The following is a 12811-nucleotide window of genomic DNA, read 5'->3' as shown; positions in this document are numbered from 1 at the left end:
CACTAAAAACGGATTTGACCAGCCGGAGTGGCTCGCTGCTGTCGACAATGGCGTGCATTAGGTCGCGCTTGCTGCGTGGCAGCAATTTGGCACAGCGCTTGGCCGTGGCCTTGATCGCGGAGTTATTGCCGTGGATAAGAGCGAAGCGGAAGAGGGCGGAGTTGGCTTCTTTTGGCTCCCACGGCTAGCAGTGGGCTGCGCCGTTTGTCGTGATACAGCAGCGTCCTGGAGTAACATGCGTGGCCGGGACACAAGAGAGGGAAAACCTTGGTCGGATTCGAAGAGGTGCGTCCACTGGAGGGGATGTGGGCGCCGCTGCAGGTACGCCTCGATCTGAGGCTGATGTTCCAGCGCTGGTTGTCGCGTTCGAGTCACCAGCGTCCTGTCTTCGGGCCGAACGGAGTGGTCGACGAGCTGAGCATCCTCGACTTGTGCCAGCACTACCGATTGGAGTATCTGGGCGGCGCAAAGGACGTTGCCAAGAACTGGGACGAATCGGAGCAGCGCATTGCTGACGGCGGCCCCACGTTCGACGACCTCGCGCGTAAGGGCTGGGTGTTCTTTGACGGCGGCCGTTGGATTATGCAGAGCGCGCCTCCAGGTACGTTCTCGCACATCAACTATCCGAGCCCAAGCACGAAGACCTTTCTGACGGGGCTCGCCAAGGCTCAGCTCATTGCGAAGACGGATACGCCTCCTACCCACGCTCAAGCGCTTGCAGCCAGGATAAGGGCCGAGAACTGGCTTGAATTGCACATTCCTACTAAGGATCCGGACTGGCTTGCATGCCGGCTTTGGGAACGACTGTGCCCGCAGCCTCTCGCGGACGAGGCTAGTTGTGCGTCAGCATTGCTGGAAGCTGATGCCGAGGCTGTAGATAGAGCCTTCTTGGAGTGGTCTGTGTGGTGTGACGTCCTTGGCGGTGCCGGCAGATGGGACATGGGCTGGGGGCCCACTGAGATGCGGTACTGCCGCGAGGCGGCTCATCGGGCCTTGGAGTGCCAGGCCCTTTGGGGCACCTGGGACAATGATGCCGCGCGATACGCGGACGTGCTCGAAACGACGTTTGCAATTCCGCAGGACCGAGTGCGCTATGCCGGGTCTCCGAGGAAAGTGCCGCCACGGACTCTGGTGTCTCGGGTGGACTGGCTGAAATGGCCCGAGGTCGAACATCTCATGATGGAACGGCTCGGCGCGAACACGGTCAGCTTTGCATTTGGCCTGCTTTGCTCCGAGCTTGAGAAGACCGACATCGGACCCAGCATCACGGCTGCAGCGTCGACGGCTTTATCGTTCGCAGTTGACCATCCGATGGCATTGCAGCAATTCCTGTTCCGAGTCGAAGCCGCACCAGCGTTATTGGTAGACATGCTGATGCATCAGTGCACTGCCTGCCTTGCTGCCAAGTTGGCCATTGAGTGGCGCCCGGAATCAGGGCGGCATAGTGACCGCAACCTGAGTCGTGAAGCCCAGACCAAGGCGTTTGTGGTCCAAGACGCGCTGTCGCTCCTGGGCTATCACTTGGACAAGGGCACGCTTGACCTTGAGGAATGCGCGTCTTTGCTTACCTGGTGCTATGACAACGACGCTGGTGGTAAGCGGGCAATTGCAGATTCGAGGAGGAACGTCGGGCGACAGCTTCTCGGGATCGTCGCAAGGGGAAATGAAGCACTTCAGTCTGCTGTACTGCAGCACCTCATAGGCCAGGCGGCCTATGAGGACAACGTGCCCCGGGCGCGGTTTGCGGGAGTGCTCTACGGATTGGATTGCCTTTCGAACGCGCCCGCTATCGACGCTTCGTCAATCGTCGCACTTTACTCAAAGTTTGCGCGCGACCTGACCCTGGATTGGACCGACGCGTCCAGCTTGTCCGCAGAACTGGCCACGCGACTCGTCACGACTGCATTCGGACAATCCGTGTCCGACCGCGATGCGCTCTTAGTCCCATTCGATAGCACAAAGCTGCTGCGAGAGACGCCGGACGGTGAGAGGCCATCCTTGCGCTTCTCCATTGCTCAAACCCTAAGAGGGCACGTGCGGTTGCTCGCGCGCGCTGCGGCCGGTTGGACTGACGGAGCCGTGCCGACGGAGCTTTGTGACGCGCTCCAAGCGCTCATTTCGCGCAGTGTCATTGAGCATACCGAGAAAGGGCGCGTCGGAGCCCTCACTGACAGGTACAGCCCAAACCGCATCCTTGCACGTGAAGAGGGCTCGCCGGCCGAAGACATAGCGGCCGCATGGCGACGGCTCGACGGCAGTCATCAGGAAGGCATGCTGCAAGCGCTTACCCAGTCTGACGACCCGGTGCTACTTGCCGAGCTTTGCCAATACCTCCCTGCGGCGGCAAAGCCCAGCATCCAAGCGAGGTTGCGGCAGCTGACGCCAGGAGAGGCTTCAGCGCTTTGGACCTGGCCCGAACTGCAGCACCGCATCGAGTCCTTGTTGGTCGCTGGCGAATACGAGCTTGCCCGTGAGCATATGGATGAAGCCGAGCGGGACTTGGACCGCGCGCCACCGCAGTTCCGGCTTGGCCTTTTTGGCCTCGGACTTCAACTGCTTCTGCAGGAGAAGAACTGGACTGCACTCGATGGAGCAGTCGTCCCGGCGACGCTGGATGTGCCCACGACGCGACAAGCGCAAGACCAACTGGAATTCTACAGAGCTACTTCCCAACTGCTGCGCCCGAACGGCGATTTGGCAGGTGCTCGGATCGTGCTGCAGCGACTCGCAGCGCGTCCTGGTGCGGCCTCTTCATATAAGGACAACATCTTTGCGGTTGCCATTCAGCAGCTTTTGGGGCCCAACCTTCATCCGTTGACCGGTGCGGACAAGATTACCGGCGAGGGCCTGCTTGCGGAAATGAATGCTGTGGTTGCCGTGGACGAGAAGCAAGCCAGCAGCAACTTACTAGCCAACCGTGCGCTTCTCATGCTGGCCTTGCAAAGGCCCGAGGATGCATTGGAGAGCGTGGCTGCGCGTCGTCAGGAGAAGCGAAACCCAGACCTCGAACTCGTCGCCGTACTTGCAAAGTCCGAGATAGGGCTCCGGGGCGAGGCAATGGCGATATTGGACGCAGCCATCACAGAGTTCGGTACTGACGACCGACTTATTGCGCTCAAGAACGACCTCCAAGCTGGTGACGCTACGCCCAGTGTCGCTTCGGCATCAGTCGTCGTCGATTCGATTTCATCCATCCGGGCCGCCTTGCAACAGTTGACCGAGCTTCCGCCTTCCCAGGTTGGTGACGTACTCGGCCCCCCAGGCCGCGGAGTTCGAGGCTATCTCATACGGCAAGTCTCACGTGCAGTTGCCGCACTTCAACACATGGCGGCGATGTTACGTGACCGGAAAAATCCGGAGGACGAGGCAAGGTTGGAGGACGACCTCAACACCGCCATGAGGGAGGTGCTGGGGGCTTCGCTCGCAGTGGCCAAGTGGGATGTGGCTGACCAGGCGCTCGGTGGCGTCACTGCAAATGGCAATCCCGGCGAACGGGACGCTGTTATCCGGGTATCTGGTCAGGAAATATCTATCTATGAGGCGCTCGTCTGCTCCGGGCTTGACCGGACAAATATCAAGAAGCATTTCGACAAGCTGTTGTCGTACGGCATCTGTGACATCTATTTCCACGTCACTTACTCTTACGCGAAGGAGCTCAATCCTCTCCTCGAGTATGTCGAACAAATGCTCGAACACGAGGTGCCTTCGGGGCTCATATACCTCGGTTGCGAGTCTCTGGGGCCTCCCGATTACGAGACAAGCGGGTATATCGCGACCTATCGTGTCGACCACCGGGAGGTCGCGGTGGCGTTCTTGATTGTTGACCTTAAGGGCTCGCGGCCTCAGATGGCTGACGCGGCCGCTCCAACGACTCAGTCGACCGCACAGATGGGACATCCTCTGACAGACTGACTGTTACCATACTGGCGGTGTTGACTCGGTAGTTCGCCGTACGGCTGGTAGGGTGGCTCGCGAAGCTCTGGCAGACGTGGATGAATTGATCGAACAAGCCCAGCGGACAAACAAAATAGTGGCGCTCAACCGCCGCCGATCGAAGAATGTTTAGTGACGGCCGTGCCATGAGGGGAGTAGCGCCTCTGTTCTTCAGCCATTGAAATGACGACGGATTTAGATCTAGTCGCGGTGGCTGTTCATTTCGATGATCCATCGGGCAGAAGCGCTAAGCCACGCCCTCAGGGCGCGGCACTGGTAAGCTGGTGTTAATCCCCCTCACTGCTCTTCAGAAGTCTGAAAGTCACCCAAACTCATTCGAACCGCTCATCAATAACCTGATCCCGCTCATCCTCTGATTGCCGATCACGGGCGATCTCTCGCGCCAGTTGGCCCTTGGCTTCGGCCACATACGGTAAGAGTGCGGCCGGAATCATCCCCTCAAGATCATCGAGTAAGCACGCGTTCGACTCCATCAGTGCAGCGCGAGAGCCACTCCAGCTCGACGGCCTGAACCGGTCAACCAATACCGCCAGAACGTCAATAGGTTCGGGGGCGTTAGCCAGGAGCACCGTAGCCTGTTCAGACCAAACCTCCGGGCCACTTTCTTCCGGACGACGCTTGAATGGGACGAATGACGCAGCGAGCGGGTAACGTACAGTGCTATCTCCATTGCACCACTCAATCAGGTGCTCACAGGAGATCTCACTTGCTGGGTTGGGGCCACGATCGCGTAGCTGCTTGAATAGCCGGACACCTGCCTTTTGCCCGTCCTCACCCCCCTCGAACAGTGCCTCCAGCACGCATATTGGCTGGGCGCTGAGCAGGACCTGCAAGAGGTGGGTATTGTGGAACGCAAAGGTTTCATTCGCCGAAACGGCCAGCCTCAATCGCGTTGCAACTTCGGCCGCGATAGCACCCTGACCCGCCCCGGCCAAGGAGGTGCGCGCGATTTCCGCCACCTTATAGTCACTGCGCTGATTGTGCTTCCTTAACATGACATACCTCAGCAGCTCACGCCCGGCTTCAAGGGTTTCTAACTCATGCGCCCGTTGTTCTGTACGGTTTGAGTAATAGCGCATGGACAGGATCTCTACTGCCACGTCGAAGCCGTCTGGCTGGTCCGCGATCTGCATGAGCAAGTCTTTTAGCTCTCCACCGGACAATTGATCCGTAGTCCGTCCGAGCGCCAAGTTGCGATACATCCAGATTGGGGCCAGGCCGGCGAGGAGCGCTTGCTTTAGCCGTTGGGACCCACGCTCATCTAGCGGCATTGCCGATTGCAGCAGTGGGAAGAACGCGCCCAACGCTGGCTGATGGAGCGCAGCATCCAGAAGCTCTTGCACAAGGTCACGGTCTCGATCCCAGAGCTCGGCAAGAAAGCCTCGTAGCACGCCGGAATCACGCTGCTCTACCGGTACGCCCTCGAAACCCTCCACCAGCTTCACCCATGTGCTGCGGGGGGCATTCGTCCTACTGGCGAGTCCGTTGCCGAAACTCCAGGCCAGGTTTCCGCCACGGAGGAGGTCGGGTATGAGTCCGTCTAAGACGATTTCATTGGCGGCTACGGCTTCGCCAAGCTCGCGGGCGATCACCCCAGGCCGCTCGAACTCGCTTTCCACCTCACCTTCCAGCTCCATATCCACCAGATCAAGCCCGTCGGTACTGTTCCTTAGCACCATCGCTCGGACTCGTTCGGGCAGATTGGATGGCCTCAACTCGGCTTCTAAAACAGCCAGGCGTTCGGTGCTTTGCGCAGTTAGCCAGTCTCGGTCGTAATGCATGGTCTCAGAACAGGCCGCCCATCCCTTATTCCAGAACCCCTCGGCCGCAAATCTGCGGAACAGGTGCTCCAGCTTGTCCAACACCCGTACCTCGGACCACAAGGCGCGAAAATGCCGGGAGAGCAGGTCGCGAAGCTCCACTTTGACAACGATGTCTTCACTGAACGCCAATCGCTCAAGGAAATCCAAAACGGCTTCGTACCACTGTGTTATGTCCTCAGCGCTCGTGGGTTGGTAGCCGTAGTCCCGTGATCGTGCTCCGAATTCAAACTGATGACTCGAGCTGAAGCTCGAAGCTTCTAGCATCTTTTCTAGCGCCCCGAATCCGAGCGAGCGCTGTCTCGCTTCGTTGGATCGGATCAATCGTTCGATGAGGGCGAGCCGCTGCTCGACGCTGGCGTGCGTTCCAGAGAGATAGATGGTGAACAGCGACAGGAAGATATCGGCGGTTTCCTTCAGCTCTTGCTCATCCGCGCCATCCATCGCAGCTTGAACAAGCGCGAAGGCACTTCGTTCGAATAGGCCTGGTTCATACGCCAAGGAACGCAGCAGCGACTGATATCGCCGCCATACTCGCGCCGCTACATCCACGCCTCCATCTTCGGCACGTTCTAAGACCGCGAGCGCCCGTTCAGGTAACACCGGCGCAACGTTCTTGAACATTCCGTGGCGAAATTCGCTAAACGATGTTGCATCGCCTAAGAAACCACCTGGGGCAAGCCAGCCCTCCACAATGGCCATCGCTCGCTCATGTTCGTGCAAATACGAAAGCCGGCGCGAGAACGACAGCGCAAGGCGCTCTGTTCCGCCCGACACGAGTTGCTGATCGATCAGGTCAGCTGGCGTGTCCTCCAGTGCTCGGGCGGCAAGACGGTTGGCGATAGCGTGCGGCAATACCGCTCGCCAAACACTGCGTTGCTGGACGAGGTCTCGACGCTGCAGCTCACCGACATGTCGAAAGAGTTCGCGAGGTGTTTCATCGGCAAGCACGGCTAGGCGCAAAAGCTCTGCTTCATCTCCTGTGAACGCTTCGCCTTGGAAGGAATACACAAGTGAGCAAGCCTGTGCCGCGCGAAGCAGGGAGTCGTTTGGCTCGTGCCGCTGCTGGAAAAGACGAATGAAGAGTTCGTCGTCCGAAAGGCCTGCAATCGTCTCGGAGTGTCCCACTGTTCCAGCAAGGGCAATTGCAATGCGGGCATTGCCGCCGGATGCGTCTGCAATTGTGCGAGCGTCGACCTGAGATAGATGAGGGTAACGACGGGCAACAAGCCGCTCGATCAGCTCAGGTGAAGAGGTGTCGAGGGTCACGACCTGAGTTGCTTCGGGCTGATCGCCGCGTACGTCGTACTCAACCGTGATGAGACTAACGGTGCTACCTGGCGCGGAGCACAGATCCGAAAGCCGGCGATGGAGATCGGGTGGGCAATTGTCGATGACGACGACGACTCGCATGCGGTTGGCGATCAGATCCGACACCAGCCCAGTTGGCTGGGGATTGGGGTTGTCCGACAGGTTGGTGTAGACGGCAAGAGATGAGGGAAGAGGGCGCGAACCTATTCGGGCATCAAATAAGGCTTGGACGAAACGGGTCTTACCAACGCCGGAGAGGCCGACCAATCGTACGATTTTGCCAGGTTGAAGCAGCTCATCTCGCAACTCATCTATGGCGTCAGCAACTGGTTTAGCCACAGCGTCACGGCGATTGCCAAGATTCAAGCGGAGCTTGTCGTCGAGCAGGTACTCGGCCCCAACGCCCTCGATCGCACCACTCCACGCCCCATAAGGATGCCAACCGGGATGAGAGCGACCTATCTTCTCCTTGACCCAGACAACGAGGCCCGGGTGACGCCGTACCCAAGTGGCCAAGCGAGTGCGGTCGTAGAAGTCGACGTGAAGTTGATCGGCGTTGGGCATACCAACCAAAGCCAATCGCATAGCCGCTCTCCGATTGTTGAGCGCGATGTCCGCCGTGGAGCCATGTGAACTCACGATAATGTAGGAACCGCGCGCATTGGCCAGTTCCTGAATGACAGGGCGAATCGGACCATTATTTGGACACATCTCGGCCAGAATGGCCGCCCTCGGCATGTCCGGTGTCTTAACCTGGAACCCCGTATTGGCGCGGGGGATGAAGCCGTCTATGTCTGTCCCTGAAGGCAAGGCGACACACACATCTAAGCCACCGTCGGCGGCAGTCTGATTGCCACCCCAGGTGACGGCTACAGGAGAAGGCCCTTGGCTCGCCAGTTCAGCCTCGCACAGGCGGCCTACGAGCTCCCGCAGATCCTCGTCGTTCAACCGCACAATATCGTCAGGTGTTACGTCGAACATGGTTTTGAAACCGTCTTTATCGGGTCGTGCCGTTGTTAATAGTTCAGCGGCTGGAAAGCTAGCCACTTTACACGTCCGAAACGGGACTTTTACTGGTTAATTGAAGAACCCAGATCGAGCGGCCTAGGGTTAGCAAATGCCGCGGTGATCATCGGTAGGCTACAGCCGCACTTCGAGGAATTCAGACACTAGTTGAGTCCGATCTTTACGTATGATCCCGACCCTGCTGGTCCGGCCCGATCCCTTCACTAGGAACTGAATTGCCTGTTGGACGGCCTCCAGTTCGGTGGGCGCGCTGAGTTGAGGAATGACTCAACGCTCTGCCTCTGGCCCTTTAACTACAGCCCCGTCAGGTCGTCCTCCCTGGCGGGGCTTTTTCTTGTCTGCGGGCTGGGAACTCATCATTGAATCTCTTCGGCGGGGCAGGCGGCAGGCAGAAAAAAGCCAGTCACGATGACTGGCTTTTTTTCCATTCGGTGTGGTTGCTCAATGCCCGGTAGCCGCCTTGCCCGCACGCTCCGGGTCGTAGCACCCGGCCTGTTCGAACACCAAGCGGATCTCATCGAGCACCGCCGGGTCCTCGATGGTCGGCGGCACCGCCACCTCTGGTGTCTTCGCCAGGGTTCGCAGAGTCTTGCGCAGGATCTTTCCGGAGCGGGTCTTGGGCAGGCGCTTGAGGATGAATACCCGGCGCAGAGAGGCGATTGCCCCGATCGCTTCGCGTACCCGCACCACCAGTTCGCCTTCGAGCTGCTCGGGCTCCGCCTGGACGCCCTGCGTGAGGACCACGAAGCCCACCGGCACCTCACCCTTGAGCTCCTCGGCCAGTGCCACCACCGCGCACTCGGCGACCGCCGGGTGACTTCCCAGGGCTTCCTCCAGGCTGCCGCTGGAAAGCCGGTGGCCGGCGACGTTGATCACATCGTCGACACGGCCCATGACGAACAGGTAGCCGTCCTCGTCCAGATAGCCACCGTCGCCACTGCAGTAGTAGCCCGGAAAGGCACTCAGGTAGCTGTCGGCGAAACGTTGCGGATCACCCCACAGGGTGCTCAGGGTGCCCGGCGGCAAGGGCAGGCACAGGGCGATGTTACCCGGCTCGTTGGCCGGCAGCGGCCGGCCTTCGTCGTCGAGGATTTCCAGTCGGTAGCCGGGCAGCGGGAAGCTGGCCGAGCCCGCTTTCATCGGAAAGTTGCCAAGCCCGCGCGGGTTGCCGGCGATCGCCCAGCCAGTCTCGGTCTGCCACCAGTGGTCGACCACTGGGCAGGGCAGGAAGCTGTGCAACCATTCATAGGTCGGTAGATCGAGGCGTTCGCCAGCGACGTACACCGCCTTCAGGCAGGACAGGTCGCGGCCGCTGGCCAGGCGCACCTGCGGGTCCTCGCGCTTGATCGCGCGGAAGGCGGTAGGCGCGGTAAAGAACACATTCACCCGGTGCTCGGCGATGACCCGCCAGAAGGCTCCCGCATCGGGCGTGCGCACCGGCTTGCCCTCGTAGAGCACGGTCGTGCAGCCGCGAATCAGCGGGGCATAGACGATGTAGGAGTGGCCAACCACCCAGCCGATGTCCGAGGCCGCCCAGAACACCTCGCCAGGCTGTACGTCGTACAGCGCCTGCATGCTGAAGTTCAGAGCAACCGCATGGCCGCCATTGTCACGCACTATCCCCTTGGGTTTTCCGGTGGTACCGGAGGTGTAGAGGATGTACAGCGGGTCGGTAGCTGCCAGCGGTACCGGCGCCACCGGCTTGGCGCTGGCGAGTAGCACCTGCCAGTCGTGCTCGTGGGGCCCGCGCAACTTGGCACGGGCCTGCTCGCGCTGCTCAATCACGACCTGTGGCGCGGTTCCGCCAGCAAGCTCCAGGGCCTTGTCCAGCAGCGGCTTGTAGGGCACCACGCGGTCGTACTCGATGCCGCAGCTGGCGCTGAGCAATACCTTGGGCTGGGCGTCGTCGATGCGCACGGCCAGCTCGGCTGCAGAGAAGCCGCCGAACACCACCGAGTGCACCGCGCCCAGGCGAGCGCAGGCCAGCATACCGACCAGCGCCTGGGGGATCATCGGCATGTAGATGATCACCCGATCGCCACGCTCGACCCCCAGCGCGCGCAGCATGCCGGCGCAACGGGCTACACGTTCCTGCAACTGGCGGTAGCTGATGCGCTCCTGGACGCCGGTCGCCGGCGAGTCGTAGAGGATCGCGCAGCGCTCGCCGGCGCCATTCTCGACATGCCGGTCGACCGCCAAGTGGCAGGTATTGAGTTGCCCGTCGGGGAACCAACGACCGTTACCGGAGGGCTCCGCCGCAAAGATCTGGCTGGGGAAGCGGTACCAGTCCAGCTCGGCGGCCTGTTCGTGCCAGAACCCCTCCGGGTCGTCGGCCGCGCGGGCGTAAGCGTGCAGGTAGGCAGTCATGGGGTTTCTCCTGATTCTTGGAGTTATCTCGGCGGCCCGCAGGGACCTGAAACTATCCTCTCAGCCGGTTCCGGCAGTCGCTTGACCTCCGGGCACGACTACTTGACCTTCGACAGCGTGCGGAGTCCTCCTTCAGGCGGGACTGAGCAGGCACCAGGATTTTGCTGTGGCGCAAACGGTGCACCGACACAGCTCCTTAAAGAAAAGTAGCTTCGAAAACGGGCAGGCTGTCCAGGGAAAGCGCCCTTGGTTTCAGCACAAATGCGGCAGCAGCTTAAGCAAGTCACCATAACGCGCCGAGGTGAGGAGCACCGTTCCCCATCAGAGCGTCTGCGCGCCAGGGGGGGGATGCGGGTGCTTGACATTAGAGACGATCGGTCTAATTATTGAGCCATACATCCTGGCCCCCAGGGAGGCTTGGCTTATGGCCCACTAAATGGGGTCTCGTATGTAGAACACAGTGCGCGAGTTGGCTGGGCAGCGCAGGGTCCTGTTTACAGTTTCCAACGGTCACGCGGGCATAGCGCGCTTCTCGAGCAAATGAGTCAGCTCCCGCGGCAGCAGGTAGGCCTGATGGGAGTGCGACTAGTTCGAGCGATCGAGTGCGGAAACGGTCATCCGCCGGCCTGAACTACCGAAGGCTTGTGCCCCATAGAGGACTGATGCCGCTGGCAATCAAGTCTGCGGGCTGTCTTGCCTGGGAAGGTCTGCGCGGCACCCAAACAAAAAGGAGATGAATGGCATGCGGCAGTCCCAGGCCATGAGCCTAATAGCAACCGTCGCTCCCTTAATCCTCCAGCGAACCAGAGCGCTCTTCGGAATACATAGATCTTGGCAGGCCTTACAGTTTTTAATTTTAAGTAACAACGCAGCAAGAATAAGCCTATAAAGCGTCGATATATGCGAGCCACTCTAATGGCAGAACCAAAGTACCTCCTCTATCTTTGGCCACTTCTCTGCATTGGCGTGTATCACATTAGCCATGCCACGTAAGGCTACATTAGAGATTACGGGTGCTTTGGTTCAAATAAGAAAGTTTTTGGCAGACACCAAGCTAAGCAATCCTGGTAAAACCCAAAAACAAATTAGTCGCTACAGAAACTCTAACTGGACTGACTGAAAGATCGCCACAGCACTCGAATGGTGCCTGTTTTCACCAATTTCGAATGCCTAAATTAGTATGCAGCGAAACCATGATCCTAAAGGATATGCATGTTTTTTACAGCGACAAGGACATTATCGCAATGATTTCGGACATGACCCTATTTAGTGGTTGCGCCTGCCATGAGCGCTCCAGACAATCGGCCTCGACAAGTTCTAATGAGGTGATCAATGCATACGGTGGCATTGGTAGTTTACCCGCAGTTTCAGTCTATGAGCTTAGCGGTTGGATCAGTGTTCGAATGCGCCAATCTATTATATGGTGAGCAAGTTTATATATTTACCTTGGTATCCGAGACTGGGGGGGCTGTAGTTTCATCCCAAGGCTTCTCGGTGAATACCGAGAAGCTTGTAACGTCTGGCTACGACACCATTATTATCAGTGGATTCCTGGAGCTAGGATTACCCAGCCGAGGACTGCTGAATAGCCTATCGACCCTCAGCAACCAAACACGACGCATTGCCTCGTTATGCACGGGTATTTACGCGCTCGCTGAGGCCGGGTTACTGACAGGTAAGCGTGTGACGACTCATTGGCTACACGTGCCAGAGTTCAAGAGACGTTACCCTGGCGTACAGGTAGAAGAAGATCGGCTGTTTGTGGTTGACGGAGAGATCTGGACCGGAGCGGGAATGAGCGCCGGAATCGATCTTGCAATGGCCATGGTCGAGAACGATCTCGGTCGGGACCTGGTCCGTCGGGTCGCACGCAAATTGGTTATCGATCAGCGACGAAGCCCAAAGCAATCTCAACTCTCCGCTTTGCTTGAGCTCGATCCTAAGTCTGACCGAGTACAACTGGCATTAGCTTATGCACGTGAGCATCTCCATCGGGATCTATCAGTTTCAGTGCTAGCAAAAGTTGCAAAGCTGAGCCCAAGACAGTTTAGCCGGGTATTTCGTGAAGAGACTGGAAAGACCCCGGCGAGAGCCATCGAGAGTCTGCGGGTGGAAGCCGCGCGAGTCATGATGGAAACGAGTCGCCATCCGATAGAAGTGATTGCTCGGGAGACAGGTTTCGGAGATCGCGAGCGTATGCGGCAAGCTTTCTTGCGAGCCTACGGCAAGCCACCGCAGCTAATGCGTAATGCATTGCACGAATGTGCCAATGGTGAGTCTTAAACATCCTATGCGGTTGACCGACCACCTTGGTTAGATAGACCAGGATGAAA

The 12811-nt window shown here is 58.9% G+C and carries 4 protein-coding genes; 2 read left to right on the top strand and 2 right to left on the bottom strand.

Annotation, left to right across the window (positions count from 1 at the left end; genetic code table 11):
- Positions 1 to 267 precede the first annotated feature (267 nt).
- Complete coding sequence (locus ACFPU0_RS11690; protein ID WP_377693157.1) at positions 268 to 3912, top strand: hypothetical protein; 3645 nt, start codon at positions 268 to 270, stop codon at positions 3910 to 3912.
- Between the two features lie 353 nt (positions 3913 to 4265).
- Here the strand turns inward: ACFPU0_RS11690 and ACFPU0_RS11685 are convergent, their stop codons facing one another.
- Positions 4266 to 8066: a hypothetical protein gene (locus ACFPU0_RS11685; RefSeq protein WP_377693156.1), complete on the bottom strand. Its 3801-nt coding sequence runs from the start codon at positions 8064 to 8066 to the stop codon at positions 4266 to 4268.
- 486 nt (positions 8067 to 8552) lie between these two features.
- Complete coding sequence (locus tag ACFPU0_RS11680) at positions 8553 to 10478, bottom strand: AMP-binding protein (RefSeq protein ID WP_377693155.1); 1926 nt, start codon at positions 10476 to 10478, stop codon at positions 8553 to 8555.
- A 1332-nt stretch (positions 10479 to 11810) separates the two neighbouring features.
- Here ACFPU0_RS11680 and ACFPU0_RS11675 point away from each other — a divergent pair.
- Complete coding sequence (locus tag ACFPU0_RS11675) at positions 11811 to 12761, top strand: GlxA family transcriptional regulator (protein ID WP_377693153.1); 951 nt, start codon at positions 11811 to 11813, stop codon at positions 12759 to 12761.
- The last annotated feature ends 50 nt before the right edge of the window (positions 12762 to 12811 follow it).

Origin of the sequence: Pseudomonas sp. GCM10022186 (genome assembly GCF_042656385.1) — a bacterium.
Taxonomy (GTDB): Bacteria; Pseudomonadota; Gammaproteobacteria; order Pseudomonadales; family Pseudomonadaceae; genus Metapseudomonas.
Note: the sequence above shows the minus strand (reverse complement) of the source record. Positions and strands in the feature narration are given on the sequence as shown.